This is a genomic window from Mesorhizobium sp. INR15 (genome assembly GCF_015500075.1).
GTDB lineage: Bacteria > Pseudomonadota > Alphaproteobacteria > Rhizobiales > Rhizobiaceae > Mesorhizobium.
Map to the genome: position 1 here is coordinate 924822 of NZ_CP045496.1, position 14369 is coordinate 939190.

Here is a 14369-nt window from a genome sequence, read left to right on the forward strand (position 1 = left end):
TCTAGCCAAGGAACCGCTCCCTCATCGCGGGCGAGGGGAGCTCGCAAGCGTCCTTCCTGCCGAACAGCGCATAGCGGTTTTTGGCGACACGGTCGTAGAGCCAGTCGCGAAGCGGACGCGGCAGCAAAAGCAGGATTTTGGCCGCGCGCCATGGCCAACCGAGTTCGGACATCACAGCGACGAAACTGTCGAGCCGCGTGAAGGCAGCGCCATCGATGAGGACGAGATTGGTCTCGTAGCTGTCGGTGCGCAGCCCATGTTCGCGAAACAGGGCTTCGCCGAAGGGCGACTGCGCGGTGGCGAAGCGGAAGCGGCTCTTACGATCGAGCCTGACCACCATGCGCACGAAGCCCGAGCACAGGACACAGACGCCGTCGAAGACGATCAATGGTGAGTCAAAGACTTTGGAGGTGTCGAAGGGTGGGGACGCATCGACAGGTGATGTTTCAGGAGGACGGTTGGGCTCGGGGAGGTCGGTCACCTTGGCCTCGGCTGCTTGTGTGCGATCACACTAAGCCAGCCGATGGCGGCATCAAAGCCGTGGCGATGTCGCACGCCGTCTGTCGGCGAAGGCGGGTCGCTCCACACGGTAGGTGGTGGCGCGGGGATCGGCGGCCGGTTTGCAGATGCGGCTGTCGTGACGATTTTCGAACGTCATGATCAGTGCGCGCTCACGCCAAGCGACGTACCGCGACGCGCGCAGGCCGGACCGGGGCCACGCATGTAATAGCGCTCCGGCCGGTAGGTCGGCGAAACGAATTCGCGGATGGCGGCGGCATAGCCGATGAGGTGCGTGAGGAAGTTCATTTTACCAGTCCCTGTCCCGATCTTCGGATGTCCCTTCCGATTGATGGGCATCATAGCGTCGAGGCGTGAATAGTCGGTGAACACGATGTTAATATCTGGCCGAAAATGCCCTGGTTCGTGGCGGGAATGCGGCTGATTCGGGGTCTTTCGGTGCCGTTCGGCGTCATTCCGCCCCTTGTGACTTTTCCATCACATATGTTTCGTTTGAATGTCGCACGCACGCGGTTCTGTTTCAACATTCGGCGCCACTGTGAAATTTCCGTTCCCGGCGTCTCGACGCGTGACGGCCCATATGGCGCAGCCTGACGTGTTCCGGCGGAACTGGAGACGCGTCTGTCCGTTCTCACCTTCATTGGCTCTTGAAGGGAAATTGTCATGGCGCCGCGTCCTGCCTGGAAAGGCTACCTGAAGCTGTCGCTGGTCACCTGCGCGGTCGAACTGACCAATGTCGTCACCCACACCGAAAAGGTGTCGTTCCGGGTGCTGAACCGCAAAACCGGCAACACGGTGAAGCGCATCTATGTCGATGCGGAAACCGGCAAGCCGCTCGGCGATGGCGACGAGATCAAGGGCTACGAAGTCAGCGACGACGACTTCGTCCATATCGAGGAGGACGAGATCGCATCGGTGCAGATCGAGTCCTCGCACACGATGGCGCTGGACGGCTTTGTCGACAAAGCTTCGATCCAGCAGATCTATCTCGATACGCCCTATTATGTCGCGCCGGCGGACAAGGTGTCGGAAGAGGCATTCGCCGTCATCCGCGATGCCATGGCTGGCAAGAAGATGGCCGGGCTCGCCCGCATCGTGCTTTACAGCCGCGAACGGCCTGTGGTGATCGAGCCGCTGGGCAAGGGCATGGTGCTGACGACGCTGCGCTACGACAACACAGTGCGCCAGCCCGACACGGTGTTCGGCGACATCAAGGCGGTGAAGACCGATCAGGAAATGACGGAGTTGGCCGAGCTCATCATCGACAAGAAGAAGGCCAGGTTCGACCCCTCGAAATTCGACGACAAATACGAGACCGCCCTTTTGGAACTGATCCGCGCCAAGAAGGCAGGCAAGAAGGCGCCCAAGGCCAAGGCAGCACCGAAGCCCTCCAATGTGGTCAACCTGTTCGATGCGCTGAAGAAGAGCCTGTCGGCGGATGGCGGCTCAACCAAGGCCCCGGCGAAAGCCAAGGCGTCTTCAAAGCCAAAAGCCGCGCCCAAGCGCAAATCAGCCTGAGGACGCGTTTCCATGGCCGGTCTCGAACACTACCAGTCCAAGCGCGACTTCAAGAAAACCTCTGAGCCGGCGGGCAAGGTCGCGCGTGGCAAGAATGCCGGGGCAGGCGGCATTTTCGTCATTCACAAACATGCCGCCACGCGGCTTCACTACGATCTGCGGCTTGAGCATGACGGCGTGCTGTGGAGCTGGGCGGTGACCCGGGGGCCCAGCCTCGACCCGCATGAGAAGCGGCTGGCCGTGCATGTCGAGGATCACCCCATCGACTATGCCCCGTTCGAGGGCACGATCCCCAAGGGAGAATATGGCGGCGGCTCGGTCATGGTCTGGGACGAGGGGACATGGGTTCCCGAGATCGATCCCGCCAAGGCGATGAAAAAGGGCCATATCGGCTTCGAGCTCAAAGGCCACAAGCTGCACGGGCTGTGGCATCTGGTGCGGCTGAAGCCGCGTGCCGGCGAGAAGCGCGACAATTGGCTGCTGATCAAGTCGGACGATGCGGCCGCCCGCCCCGGCGAGGACATTCTGAAGGAAGCGCCCGCTTCAGTGAAGTCGGGCCTGACCATCGAGGAGATCGGCGAGGGCAAGACGGCGAAAGGCCGGAAACCCGAGGTCTGGCACTCGAACAAGCCTGCGGCAAGCAAGGCGAAGGGTGCGGGCAACAGACTGGAGTTCATCGAACCGCAGCTGGCAACCCTGGAACGCGAAGCGCCGCCCGGCAAGGACTGGCTGCATGAGGTGAAGTTCGACGGCTACCGGCTGCAGGCACAAATCGCCGGCACCGAGGTGCGGCTGCTCACCCGCACCGGCCTTGACTGGACGGAGAAATTCGGCGGCGACATCGTCGCGGAACTGGCCGCGCTGAAATGCGGCGACGCCATCCTTGACGGCGAGGTCGTCGTGCTTGCCGACAGCGGCGTGTCGTCCTTCTCGCTGCTGCAAGCCGATCTGTCGGCGAAGCGGACGAACCGTTTTCTCTACTATGTCTTCGATCTGATGCGGCTCGACGGGCAGGATTTGCGCGCTGAGCCGCTGGTCGAGCGCAAGCAGGCTTTGCAGGAACTGCTTGGCGACCGGCCAGAAAGCGCGGCTGTCCGTTTCAGCGATCATTTCGCCGAACCCGGCCAGATCATGCTCCAACATGCCTGTCGCATGGGCCTGGAAGGCATCGTCTCCAAGCGTGCCGATGCGCCCTATCGCAGTGGGCGCGGGCCTGCCTGGGTGAAGTCGAAATGCACGCTGCGGCAGGAGTTCGTCATCGGCGGGTACCTGCCGTCGGAGACGACAGGACGCGGGCTGCGCTCGCTGTTGGTCGGCTACCACGAAGCTGGCAAACTGCATTATGCCGGCCGCGTCGGCACCGGCTTCTCCGTCAAGGGCGCCGCCGAGCTGAAGAAAAAGCTTGATGACCTGAAGGCCAAGGCCTCGCCATTCGATGCCTCGGTGCCGAAAGGCAAGGGCCTGGTCTGGGTGCAGCCGGTGCTTGTCGGCGAAGTGGAGTTTCGCAGCTGGACATCGGACCGTATAATACGCCACGCCTCGTTCCAAGGATTGCGCGAGGACAAGCCGGCGGAGGAAGTCGTGCAGGAAAAGCCGAAGACATCGACAGGCAATGCCGCCAAGGCAGTCGTATCATCGAGTTCAGCCGGCACGCTGAAAACCACGGTCAAACTCTCGCATCCAGACAAGCTGCTGTGGCCGGACGAGAAGATATCGAAACAGGGCCTGCTCGATCACTATGCGCTGGTCTGGCCGCGCATGGAGCCCTTCATCGTCAACCGGCCGCTCAGCCTGGTGCGGGCACCGGACGGCGTCGGCGGGCCGCGCTTTTTCCAGAAGCATGCTTCAGCCGGCATGAGCGACAAGATCGCCCGCATGAAAGATCCGACCGACGGCGAGGAAATCCTGTTCATCCGTGATTTCGATGGTGTCGCCGCGCTGGTGCAATATGGCGTGGTCGAAATCCACATCTGGGGCTGCACCATGGATGAACTGGAGAAGCCCGACCAGATCGTCTTCGACCTCGACCCCGATGAAGGCGTCGAGGTGGAGGCGGTGCGCGCGGCAGCGCTCGATATCAAGGGCAAGCTCGACGAATTGTCGCTGCCGAATTTCGTCAAGACATCAGGCGGCAAGGGGTACCATGTCATGATACCCTTGAAACCCTTGGCGGACTGGGAAGCGACAAAGACCTTCAGCCATGATTTCGCCCGCGCGCTGGAACAGGCCGCACCCGACCGCTACACCGCGACGCTGTCGAAGAAGGCGCGCACCGGCAAGATCTTCGTCGACTACCTCCGCAACGGAAGGGGCTCGACCACCGTCGCGCCCTATTCCTCACGCGCCAAGAAGGGCGCCACGGTGTCGATGCCGGTGACCTGGCCGGAGATCGAGGCCGGGCTGGCGCCAAACGCTTTCCCGCTTGGCGACAAGACAACGCTGGCGCGCCTGGCGGAAGCTGATCCGTGGGCCGATTTCTTCAAGCAAGGCAAGGCGCTGAAGCGGGGCTAACTTTCGACGCCGAGCCATCATCTCAGCAAGCCGCTAGCTCAAAAACACCCTCTCAAAAGCCTGCTTGCCCGGCGGAGAGAAGACCACCGCACGGCTGTCCTTCTCGCGCCGTGCCCATTTCTCGGCGATGATCTTGTCGAGGATGGCGGCGCCGAGCGTGCCGGCGAGATGCGAGCGCCGCACGCTCCAGTCGAGGCAGGCGCGGCAGACCGGGCGGCGTGGCTTGGCATCGACTTCGATGCCAATGGCGACGAAGTGCGACGCGGCCGAGGGCGCCAGCCTGATGTCCTTGTCGTCACGCAGCAGGATTTTCCGATCGATGAGACGGTCGAGCATCGCCACCGCCTGCTCACCGGCGAGATGGTCGTAGCAGACACGCGCCACGCGCATCGCCGAGTCGCGCGGGCCGGGCCTTACGCGTTTTGGGCCAACGGCTTCCGCGACGCCGGTGATGGCCTCGATCATGCCGGCCACCTGCGGCCCGGCAAGCCCGTAGTAGCGATGGCGCCCCTGGCTGGCCACGGTCAGCAATCCGCCTTCCATCAGCTTTGACAGATGCGAACTGGCGGTCGGCAGCGACACGCCGGCCTCGAGCGCCAGCTCGCTTGCCGTCAGCGCCGTGCCGCCCATCAGGGCGTTCAACATGTTTGCCCGTGCCGGGTCGCCGACCAGGCTGGCGATGCGGGCAATGTCAGGTCCTTCACGCATAGTTCGGTCCTCATCGAAGCATTCTTGTCAGATAACCACTATTCTGCGGTCAGTTCAAGGAGGCGACGATGACTGCAAGAACCCTTCCCAACTCCGTTCCCGCCAACCGCGCTTCGTTCCCGTTCGTGACCTGGCTGCGCTCGCGGCTGCTGGCCCGCTGGTATGGCCGTCACCTGCAGCGCCTCGATCTCGCGGAGGTCGACGATCACCTACTGCGCGATCTCGGCCTGACACCTGAAGACGTGCGCCGCGAATGCGCGAAATCCTTCTGGCAGGCATGACCGCCGAGGGAATTGCCTAGCAGATCACCAGGCGTGACGTTTCGATCCGGCTCGAAGTGTCGGCGCAAATGACTTCACCCATCAAGGAGACGACAATGGCTATCACCTGCTTCATCCGCTACGAAATCGACCCGTTCGGCAAGGCTGCCTTCGAGGAATATGCCCGCAACTGGGGCCAGGCGATTCCGCGCTGCGGCGCCGACCTGATCGGCTATTATGCGCCGCATGAGGGGTCGGCGACCACCGCCTATGCCGCCTACAACATCGAAAGCCTGGCGGCCTACGAAGCCTATCGTGCAAGGCTGGCAGCTGATCCCGCGGGCAAGGCGAACTATGAATTCGCCAAGCGGGAAAGGTTTATCATCAAGGAGGACCGCATGTTCCTGAAGCACGTTTCCGGCCCGCACGCGAAACTGGTGCTGCCGTGATCGCCGTCATTTTCGAGGTCCAGCCGGCAGCGGGCAAACGCGATGCCTATCTCGGCATCGCGGCCGACCTGCGGCCATTGCTCGACGGCATCGACGGCTTCCTGTCGATCGAGCGCTTCCACAGCCTGGCCGATCCGAACCGTATCCTGTCCTTGTCGTTCTGGCGCGACGAGGAAGCCGTGAAGGCCTGGCGCAACACCGAGGAGCACCGGCAGGCACAGAAGGCCGGCCGGGGCGGCATCTTTGCCGGCTACCGGCTGCGCATTGCCCATGTCGTGCGCGACTACGGGCTGACCGAAAGGGAAGAAGCGCCGGCGGATAGTCTAGCGGTGCATGGGTGAGCAGAATCGTCTCTGCCTTCTCCCCTTGTGGGAGAAGGTGGCCGCGAAGCGGCCGGATGAGGGGTGCTCCAGCTTGGCGATGACGTGCTCCGGCCAACACCCCTCAACCGTCTTGGCGCTACGCGCCAATCCACCTTCTCCCACAGGGGGAGAAGGAAGAAATATCACGCATTGCCGATCAGAACGCCCGCCGCGAACACCAGCGCACCGCCGAGCACCACCTGGAACGCGGCGCGCAGGAACGGCGTCTGCATGTAGCGGTTCTGGACGAAGGCGATCGCCCAGAGTTCGAAGAACACCACCACGGCGGCAACGCCTGTCGCCGTCCAGAAGCTCGGGATGAGGTAGGGTAGCGCGTGGCCGAGGCCGCCAAGCGTGGTCATGATGCCAACTGTCAGGCCGCGCTTGAGCGGCGAGCCACGGCCGGACAATTTGCCGTCGTCGGATGCGACCTCGGTAAAGCCCATCGAAATGCCGGCGCCGATCGAGGCGGCAAGGCCGACCAGAAGGGTCTGCCATGTGTCATGCGTGGCAAAGGCGGCGGCGAAGATCGGCGCCAGCGTCGACACCGAACCGTCCATCAGCCCGGCGAGGCCCGGCTGCACATAGGTCAGGATGAACTGGCGCTGCTCGGCGGCTGCCTCGTCCTCCTTCACCGCACCCGGCACATGCTTTTGTTCCAGCCGCTGCGCCATTGTTTCATGGCTCTGTTCGGCCGCCGCCAGATCGTCGAGCAGCTTTCTGGTCGAGGCATCGCCAGTGCGCTTCGCGGCCTCGACATAGAACAGGTAGGCGCGCCGCTCCATGGCCTCGGCCTGGCTGCGCACATGCTCGATGCCGAGCGGCCGCACCAGCCAGTCGGGCTTGCGCTCGTAATAGCCCCTGACATGCTCGCGCCGGATCAACGGAATGCGCTCGCCGAACCGCTTGCGAAACAGCTCGATCAGCGCGTCGCGATGGCCGTCTTCCTCCTCGGCCATGTCCTCGAAAACCTTGGCGGATTGCGGAAAGTTCTCCGCCAGCCCGTCGGCATAGGCGCGGTAGATGCGCCCGTCGTCTTCTTCAGACGAGATGGCGAGCGCCAGGATCTCCGGCTCGGATAATGACTCGAAGGACCGGCGACCAAAGCCGAAAACGCGCGAAAGCATGAGGAAATCACCCTAGTTTAGAATTATTCTAAACTAGGGCTTGGCCTGCCATAGGTCAATCATACGCCCGGGTGCGAGCCATGCAAAATTATTGGAGCCAACCCTCGCAATAGCCTCTTAATATCGTGTAATGTTAGCCTATATAAGTATACGTCAGCCAATAAGAGAAGGACAGCACGATGCCGGCAAGTCAGCACCCGCACCCGTTTGATCCAAAACCCATTCTTGACCTCATCACCAGTATCGAGACCGACCTGCGACGCCTGAAAGACATGGTCGAACAGCAGGTCGAGAAATTCGATCCCGCCAATCCGCACAACAAGGCCCCCGACGGCAAGCTGACCGAGGAGGGTGTCGAGTGCTGCTACCGCATGTTCGACGACGGCAAGTCGCGCTACTCCGTAGCCCAGCAGATGAAAATCTCCTTCGCCGCCGCCACGCACCGCTTCAACAGCTGGCGCAAGCTGGGCGGCACTAAAAGGCAGAGGGCGCTGCTGGGGTGAGGCGACCGCAACTTCGTCATCCCCGGGCTGGAGCCGAGGATGACGAAGAGGTGCACCCGCCCCTGTCGCGAATTTGTCACCCTCACATTTTTCCGATGGCAGGCTGCCCGCCTTTACGGGCATCATGAGCGGTCAACACATCGCGGAACCTGCCATGACCACTCCTCCCGGCATCGCCGACATCCATGCCGCCGCAAAGCGTCTTTCGGGCCTGATCGTCGAAACGCCATTGATCGAATCCCTGGAGCTGAACAAGCGCTTCGGCGCCAGGATCCTGTTCAAGCCGGAGACGCTGCAGCGCACCGGTTCGTTCAAGTTCCGCGGCGCCCATAACAAGCTGTCCTCGCTGTCGGCCGAGGAACGCAGCCGGGGCGTGGTCGCGTTTTCCTCGGGCAATCATGCGCAAGGTGTGGCTGCTTCCGCCGCGATGTTCGGCGTCAAGGCCGTCATTGCCATGCCGGCCGATGCGCCGGCGATGAAGATCGGCAATGTCCGCAAGATGGGGGCGGAAGTGGTTCCCTTCGACCGGTTTCGCGATGACCGCATGACCGTCGTCGCACCCTACATCGACAAGGGCATGATCCTGGTGCCACCCTTCGACGATCCGGCGATCATCGCCGGCCAAGGCACGATCGGCCTGGAACTTGTTCGGCAGGCAAAAGCGCTCGGGGTCCGCCTCGACGCGGTGCTGATCCCTTGCGGCGGCGGCGGCCTGACCAGCGGCATTTCGGTCGCGGTCAAGGATGCCTCGCCGGACACCGCGATCTGGGCGGTGGAGCCCGAGCATTTCGACGATACTCGCGTCTCGCTCGCGAAAGGGGTAAGGGTTTCGAACGAACCGGGCCACAGTTCCATCTGCGATGCGATCCTGACCGCCGAGCCGGGCGTGATCACCTTCGAGATCAACCGCAAAAACCTCGCCGGCGGCATCGCCGTCTCCGACAAGGCCGTGGCGCAAGCAATGCGTGACGCCATGGCCTATCTCAAGCTGGTGGTGGAACCCGGCGGCTGTGTCGGGCTGGCGGCGCTGTCATCGGGCGACATCAATATCGCTGGCAAATGCGTCGCCGTGGTGTTGTCCGGCGGCAATGTCGATTTCGGCACCTATGCCGGGATCATGGCGGCGTGACTAATCCAGCGTGCGCCGGAACCGCACCAGCGCCACGCCGGCAAACAGCGCGACGAAAAACACCAGCCAGCCGATTTCGCCGCCGATCGCGGTGACGTCGGCGCCCTTCAGCATCACCGCCCGGGTGATGCGCAGGAAATGCGTCAGCGGGAAGATTTCGCCGAGAAACTGCGCCCAGCCGGGCATGCCCCGATAGGGGAACATGAAGCCGGACAGCATGATCGAGGGCAGGAAGAAAAAGAAGGTGAGCTGCAGCGCCTGCATCTGCGTGCGCGCGATCGTCGAGATGGTGTAGCCGAGCAGCACCAGCGCCAGCACGAAGATCAGCACCGCGCTCAGCAGCAGCGGCAGCGAGCCGGCAAAAGGGATAGCGAACAGAAGCTTGGCCGCCGCCAGCACGACCAGCACCTGCACCGCGCCGACCGCCAGGTAGGGCAACACCTTGCCCATCATGATTTCCAGCGGATTTGACGGCATCGCCAGCAGGTTTTCCATGGTGCCGCGCTCAGTCTCGCGTGTCAGCGCGATCGAGGTCATCATCACCATGGTCATCTGCAGGATGACGCCAAGCAGGCCCGGCACGATGTTGTATTGCGAGACGCCTTCCGGGTTGTAGCGCCGGTGCACCACCACATCGAGTTGACCCTTGGCGTTCTCGGCTGATGTCTCCTGCATGCCACGCGCGCGCAGCAATGCCTGGTTGGCGACGGTGCCAAGCGTCGATATGGCGCCGCTTGAGGCCGACGGATCGGTCGCATCGGCCTCGATCAGGATTTGCGGATTGTCGCCGCGTTCGACGCGCCGGGCAAAGTCGGCGGGGATGGTGACGACAAAAGCGACGTCGCCGCGCGACATCAGGAACTCCGCCTGTTCGGCGCTTTGCACGACATGGTCGAAGCGGTAGTAGCCGGTGGTCTGCAGTGCCGAGACCATGGCCCGCGTATAGGGGTCGCTGCTCGTCGCCACCAAAGCCGCCGGCAGGCTCTTGGGATCATTGTTGATGGCGTAGCCGAACAGCACCAGCTGCAGCAGCGGCATGGCCAGCATCATGGCAAAGGTGATGCGGTCGCGCCGCATCTGGATGAATTCCTTGGCCAGCAAGGCACCGAGCCGCACGAGGGAAAAGACGCCGTTCATGCCATGTTGTCCTTCGACCCGGCCATGAACTGGATGAAGACATCCTCGAGGCTGGTCTCGCCCGGCCTGACCGTCACCCCCTTGTGGTTTTTCTCGACGTCGGCGAGCGCCGCTTCCAGCGCTTTCCTGTCGGAGCCGACGACATGCAGCGTGGCGCCGAATGGCGCGACCTGGTCGACGCCTGGGCGGCCTTCAAGCGCCGCCGCGACCTGGTCGAGATGCTGGCCCTGCACGACAAAGGTCGTCAGGCCGGCGTTCTTGACCACTTCGTCAACAGTGCCCGTGGCCAGCATCTTGCCGTAGGAAATGTAGGAGATGCGGTGGCAGCGCTCGGCCTCGTCCATGTAATGGGTGGAGACCAGCACGGTCAGCCCGCCATTGGCGAGACGATGGATCTCGTCCCAGAACTCGCGCCGCGCCTTGGGATCGACACCAGCGGTCGGCTCGTCGAGCAGCAACAGCTTCGGCTTGTGCATGATGCAGGCGGCAAGCGCCAGACGCTGCTTCCAGCCGCCCGACAGCGTGCCGGCAAGCTGGTTGCGGCGCGAGGTGAGGCCGAGTTCCTCCAGCGTTTTCGCGACATAGTCGCCGACCGGCTTGAGCTGATAGAGCCGTGCCACGAATTCAAGGTTCTCGCCGATCGTCAGATCCTCGTAGAACGAGAATTTCTGCGTCATGTAGCCGACTTCGCGCTTGATCCGCAGGCTCTCGGTGCGGATGTTGAAGCCCAGCACCGTGCCCTCGCCCTCGTCCGGCGTCAGCAGGCCGCACATGATGCGGATGGTGGTGGTCTTGCCGGAGCCGTTGGGGCCAAGGAAGCCAACGATCTCGCCTTCCGCCACCGTCATCGTCACATGGTCGACGACGGTCTTGTCGCCGAAGCGCTTGACCAAGCCATGCACGTCGATGGCGTTCATTTCCGAGGGTCCGCCAGTTCGACGTCGACGATCTGCCCCGGCTGCAACACGCTCGCATCGCCCTCTGGCCGCGCCTCGACGAGGTAGACCAGCTTCTGCCGGTTCTCGAGCGAATAGATCACCGGCGGGGTGAACTCCGGATCCGGCGAGACATAGCTGACGCGTGCCTTCACATCCGGCCCGCAGCCGTCGCAATGAACGCCAAGCAAGGTGCCGACCTTGACCGAGGCGAAGGCGCTTTCCGGGATATAGACGCTGAGCTTCACCGCGCCATCGGGCAGGATCGAGATCACCGGCGCGGTCGGGCCCGCCGTGTCGCCCGGATTGCGGATGACGTCGTTGACGCGGCCGGGCGATGGCGCGGCCAGCACCCGCTTCGACAGCCGCCACTGCGCCTGCTCCAGTGCCGCCTGCGCCTGCTTGACCTGATTGTCGGCGGCCTTGATCGTCTCGGGCCGCGCCGGCAACCCGCCGACCGCCAGATTGGCATCGGCCTGGCCGACCTGCGCATTGGCCGTTTCCAGCGTGGCCGACGCCGTATCGAAATCGGCCTGCGTGCCGGCGCCGCGCTTGAACAGGTCGCTGGCGCGGTCGAACTTGCGTTTGACGTCGGCGGCCTGTGCCTTGGTCATGTCGACCTCCGCCCTCAGCACGGCAATCTCTTCTGGCCGTTTGCCGACCTGCAGGTCGGCCAGTTGCGCCTGTGCCTGGGCAAGAGCTGCCTCGGCCTGCGCAATGGCGATCTTGGCGTCGGCGCTTTCCAGCGTCACGACGGTCGCGCCGGGCGCGACACGGTCGCCGCGCTTGACCACGACCGTCTCGACCTGCGCGACCTCGATCGGCGCCAGCAGAACGTAATCGCCCTCGACATAGCCGACCGCCAAGGGCGCAGCCGACGCGCAGGAACTGAAGAGATGCGCGGCGAGCGGGATGGAGCAAAGAAAACTCATGTTTTTCCTTCCTTGCGGGCGTCCAGTATCGCGGTGAGGTTGCCGGCAACCGCGGCCACCACCTTGGCGGCCTCTGCGTCGCCGATCCCGCTCCAGCCCATGCGGCGCATGACAGCTTCGCGGCCGATGCGGAAATAAATGACCTGGCCGATCAGCGTGAACACGGTGAGCTTGGTGGCTTCGCTTTCCGCCGGTTCACCTGTTGCCTGCTGCCAGATCAGGCACAGGCGGCGATGCGTCGGCTCGAACACACCGGCATAGATGCGGTCGAGCGCTGCTGTCGGGTGCGACAGCTCGCGCAGCACGAACTGGACGATCTCGCCAGCCTGTGGCTGCGCGACGATGAAACCGACCATGCGCTCCAGCGCGGCAAACAGCAGCGCGCGCGCCGCCTCGGAATCATTGGCCGGCGGACCGGATGCCGGCATGGCGCCAAGCGCCTGGCCGGCGACGGCCTGGATGGTTTCGACGATGTAGTCGGCGGCGGCCGCGCGAAGTCCCTCCTTGCCGCCGAAGTGATAGGCGATCGAACCAATATTGGCCTGCGCCTCAGCCGCAATCTGGCGCGTCGAGGTGCCATCGAACCCTTGCCGGCCGAACAGCTTCAATGCGGCATGGACAAGTGCCGCGCGGGTCTGGTCGGCGGCGGATGCCTCGCGGCGCGGCGTCTGGTTGTTCGTTGGCTTGGCCATGACAGCGATTTAATCAATCGATTGATTAAAGTCAATTCGCTCGCGCGGCTGTCTTGCCATCGGTGGCGGCAACCGCTTTAGTGCGCGGCCATGGGCAAGGAAGTCGAGCGCAAGTTCCTGGTTTCCAGCACCGCGTGGCGGGATCTGGCCGAAGCGGCTATCCGCATCCGCCAGTTCTATCTTGCTGCCGGGCCTGGCCGCACCGTGCGCATCCGCATCAGCGATGGCGTCTCCGCCAGGCTGACGCTGAAGTTCGGCAGCAAGGTCCGTGAGCGCGACGAATATGAATATCCGGTGCCGCTGGCAGAGGCCGAGGAGATGCTGGCCTTTGCCCTTGGGCGTGTCATCGAGAAGACACGTCATCATGTTAGGCATCGCGGCTATCTCTATGAAGTCGATGTTTTTGGCGGTCCGCTCGCGGGACTGGTGGTCGCCGAGCTTGAGACACCGGACGATGTGCCGGACGATTTGCTGCCAGACTGGCTCGGCCTCGAAGTTACCGGCGAGCAGAAGTTTTACAACGCGTCGCTCGCCCTCGGGGGGATACCGGAGATCGCCGCATGAGTTTTCGTATCGACCCGCGCCTGCCGCTGACCGGCGAGGTCAGGCGTATCCTTGCCGAGGAGATCGGCAAGGCACTGGCGCATCTTGACACCGCGCGCAGCCGGCCTGAGCAAGCGCTGCACAAATGCCGTAAGCGGCTGAAGAGCACGCGGGCCTTGCTGCGCTTGGTTCGTTCCGGAGACGAAACATTCTGCGACACCGAGAATCAGTGCTATCGAAACGTGGCTGGCCTGCTGGCCGGGCCGCGCGAGGCAACCGCGCTGATCGAGACGATCGACCGGCTGGCCGCCAGCTTTCCCGAGGAGAGCGCCGGCGGCGGTCTCGATGCCGTGCGCGAGCGGCTCGTTGACCGCCAGCATCAACTGCATGGCACCATCGGCCTCGGCGCGGCGATCGATGCCGCCACCGCCGCTTGCGAGGAGGGGCTAAGCCGCGTCGAGGCGCTGGCTTTGCCAGACCAGCCGGAACAGGCTGCCGACGTGCTCGCCGAAGGCGCACGGGTTACGCTGCGCCGCGCCAGGCGCGCGCTGGAAAAGGCAGGCGCGCGCGGCGAAGCCGATGATTTCCACGATCTGCGCAAGGCGGCCAAGACGCATGGCATGCACCTGTCGCTGCTGGGCCGGCTGTGGCCGACCCCGATCAAAGCCCGGCGCAAAGCGGTCGACGAGATGGGTGAGAGGCTGGGTGACCTGCACGATGTGTTCGTTCTGCGCGCTTTGCTCGATGCCGATGACCAGCCACTCGGCGACCGGCAGGACACGCGGCTTCTGGGCAAGCTGCTGAAACGTTCGGAAAAGCAGCTGAAGAAGACTTGTCTTGCGGAAGCGGCCGAACTGTTCGGCGACAGTCCAAAGCGCTCGACACGGAAACTGGCCCGCAAGGCGCGCGACGATCTCGCCGGCCCGCATGATGAAGCGAGCGCTCCAGCGATCGCCGGCTGATCCCTGCCCAAAGCTGTTTGCTTGAGCATGACCTTTCTGAAACCGGTATCCCGTTTTAGAGATCATGCTCCAGCATTCTTTG

At 63.5% G+C, this 14369-nt stretch carries 17 protein-coding genes; 9 read left to right on the forward strand and 8 right to left on the reverse strand.

Annotation, left to right across the window (positions count from 1 at the left end; translation table 11 throughout):
- Window position 1: 1 nt before the first annotated feature.
- Window positions 2-481: a thiol-disulfide oxidoreductase DCC family protein gene (locus GA829_RS04320; protein WP_195177325.1), complete on the reverse strand. Its 480-nt coding sequence runs from the start codon at window positions 479-481 to the stop codon at window positions 2-4.
- A gap of 179 nt (window positions 482-660) precedes the next feature.
- Window positions 661-807, reverse strand: coding sequence for a hypothetical protein (locus tag GA829_RS04325; protein WP_195177326.1), 147 nt, complete (start codon window positions 805-807; stop codon window positions 661-663).
- A 375-nt stretch (window positions 808-1182) separates the two neighbouring features.
- Between GA829_RS04325 and ku the strand changes: the two genes are divergently transcribed.
- Window positions 1183-2037 carry a non-homologous end joining protein Ku gene (gene ku, locus GA829_RS04330; RefSeq protein ID WP_195177327.1) on the forward strand — a complete coding sequence of 285 codons (855 nt, stop codon included), beginning with the start codon at window positions 1183-1185 and terminating at the stop codon, window positions 2035-2037.
- A gap of 12 nt (window positions 2038-2049) precedes the next feature.
- Window positions 2050-4548 (forward strand): DNA ligase D, encoded by a 2499-nt coding sequence (gene ligD, locus GA829_RS04335; RefSeq protein ID WP_195177328.1) that lies wholly within the window; start codon window positions 2050-2052, stop codon window positions 4546-4548.
- Between the two features lie 33 nt (window positions 4549-4581).
- On the opposite strand, the gene GA829_RS04340 is transcribed toward ligD, so the two are convergent.
- Window positions 4582-5256 carry an ArsR/SmtB family transcription factor gene (locus GA829_RS04340; protein WP_195177329.1) on the reverse strand — a complete coding sequence of 225 codons (675 nt, stop codon included), beginning with the start codon at window positions 5254-5256 and terminating at the stop codon, window positions 4582-4584.
- A gap of 68 nt (window positions 5257-5324) precedes the next feature.
- On the opposite strand from GA829_RS04340, the gene GA829_RS04345 reads away from it, so the two are divergent.
- From GA829_RS04345 to GA829_RS04355, 3 genes are all read left to right on the forward strand, one after another.
- Complete coding sequence (locus tag GA829_RS04345; RefSeq protein WP_195177330.1) at window positions 5325-5537, forward strand: DUF1127 domain-containing protein; 213 nt, start codon at window positions 5325-5327, stop codon at window positions 5535-5537.
- Between the two features lie 95 nt (window positions 5538-5632).
- Window positions 5633-5965, forward strand: coding sequence for an NIPSNAP family protein (locus GA829_RS04350; RefSeq protein ID WP_195177331.1), 333 nt, complete (start codon window positions 5633-5635; stop codon window positions 5963-5965).
- A complete protein-coding gene (locus GA829_RS04355) occupies window positions 5962-6306 on the forward strand; it encodes an antibiotic biosynthesis monooxygenase family protein (protein ID WP_195177332.1) in 345 nt (114 codons plus the stop codon). Before GA829_RS04350 ends, GA829_RS04355 begins: the two co-directional genes overlap by 4 nt.
- 164 nt (window positions 6307-6470) lie before the next feature.
- On the opposite strand, the gene mbfA is transcribed toward GA829_RS04355, so the two are convergent.
- Window positions 6471-7454: an iron exporter MbfA gene (gene mbfA, locus GA829_RS04360; protein ID WP_195177333.1), complete on the reverse strand. Its 984-nt coding sequence runs from the start codon at window positions 7452-7454 to the stop codon at window positions 6471-6473.
- 179 nt (window positions 7455-7633) lie between these two features.
- Between mbfA and GA829_RS04365 the strand changes: the two genes are divergently transcribed.
- Both GA829_RS04365 and GA829_RS04370 read left to right on the forward strand, forming a co-directional pair.
- Complete coding sequence (locus GA829_RS04365; RefSeq protein ID WP_195177334.1) at window positions 7634-7957, forward strand: hypothetical protein; 324 nt, start codon at window positions 7634-7636, stop codon at window positions 7955-7957.
- Between the two features lie 154 nt (window positions 7958-8111).
- Entirely contained in the window at window positions 8112-9086 is a 975-nt protein-coding gene (locus GA829_RS04370) for a threonine/serine dehydratase (RefSeq protein ID WP_195177335.1), read from the forward strand.
- Here GA829_RS04370 and GA829_RS04375 read toward each other — a convergent pair whose 3' ends face one another.
- The 4 genes from GA829_RS04375 to GA829_RS04390 are packed head-to-tail and all read right to left on the reverse strand — an operon-like array spanning window position 9087 to window position 12782.
- Window positions 9087-10223, reverse strand: coding sequence for an ABC transporter permease (locus GA829_RS04375; protein ID WP_195177336.1), 1137 nt, complete (start codon window positions 10221-10223; stop codon window positions 9087-9089).
- Window positions 10220-11140, reverse strand: coding sequence for an ABC transporter ATP-binding protein (locus GA829_RS04380; RefSeq protein ID WP_195177337.1), 921 nt, complete (start codon window positions 11138-11140; stop codon window positions 10220-10222). The genes GA829_RS04375 and GA829_RS04380 overlap by 4 nt, the downstream gene beginning before the upstream one ends.
- A complete protein-coding gene (locus tag GA829_RS04385; protein WP_195177338.1) occupies window positions 11137-12090 on the reverse strand; it encodes an HlyD family secretion protein in 954 nt (317 codons plus the stop codon). Before GA829_RS04385 ends, GA829_RS04380 begins: the two co-directional genes overlap by 4 nt.
- Window positions 12087-12782, reverse strand: a complete 696-nt coding sequence (locus GA829_RS04390; RefSeq protein WP_195177339.1) for a CerR family C-terminal domain-containing protein — start codon at window positions 12780-12782, stop codon at window positions 12087-12089. The genes GA829_RS04385 and GA829_RS04390 overlap by 4 nt, the downstream gene beginning before the upstream one ends.
- Window positions 12783-12872: 90 nt before the next feature.
- Between GA829_RS04390 and GA829_RS04395 the strand changes: the two genes are divergently transcribed.
- Both GA829_RS04395 and GA829_RS04400 read left to right on the forward strand, forming a co-directional pair.
- On the forward strand, window positions 12873-13346 hold the full coding sequence (locus tag GA829_RS04395) for a CYTH domain-containing protein (RefSeq protein WP_195177340.1): 474 nt from the start codon (window positions 12873-12875) through the stop codon (window positions 13344-13346).
- Window positions 13343-14287 (forward strand): CHAD domain-containing protein, encoded by a 945-nt coding sequence (locus tag GA829_RS04400; RefSeq protein ID WP_195177341.1) that lies wholly within the window; start codon window positions 13343-13345, stop codon window positions 14285-14287. Before GA829_RS04395 ends, GA829_RS04400 begins: the two co-directional genes overlap by 4 nt.
- Window positions 14288-14369 lie beyond the last annotated feature (82 nt).